Origin of the sequence: Paraburkholderia sp. SIMBA_054, assembly GCF_046534875.1 — a bacterium.
Classification (GTDB): domain Bacteria; phylum Pseudomonadota; class Gammaproteobacteria; order Burkholderiales; family Burkholderiaceae; genus Paraburkholderia; species Paraburkholderia hospita.
Genome location: NZ_JAWRXV010000716.1, coordinates 1 through 274, shown reverse-complemented (window position 1 = coordinate 274; position 274 = coordinate 1). Strand labels below are relative to the sequence as shown.

At 65.7% G+C, this 274-nt stretch carries 1 protein-coding gene; it reads right to left on the bottom strand.

Annotated features, from left to right (window positions below; translation table 11 throughout):
* Positions 1–274 (bottom strand): zinc-binding dehydrogenase (locus SB822_RS56950; protein WP_410859085.1); only part of this gene is annotated, 274 nt, incomplete at both ends.

Genomic DNA, 274 nt, shown 5'->3' with positions numbered 1-274 from the left:
GGCCGGCGCGGCCCGTCAGCACGCCGATCAGCGCAATATGCCCGCCGATCCGGCAAGCCGTGATCGACTGCGGCAACGTGCCGGGACCGCCCACTTCGATTACATGATCGACGCCTCGTCCGCCGGTCAGCGAGCGCACTTCCTTGCCCCATTCGGGATTGTCGCGGTAGTTGATCGTATGATCGGCGCCGAGCGCGCGCAGCTTCTCGAGCTTCGCATCCGATGAAGACGTCGCGATAACCGACGCGCCCATGGCTCTCGCAAGCTGCAAGCC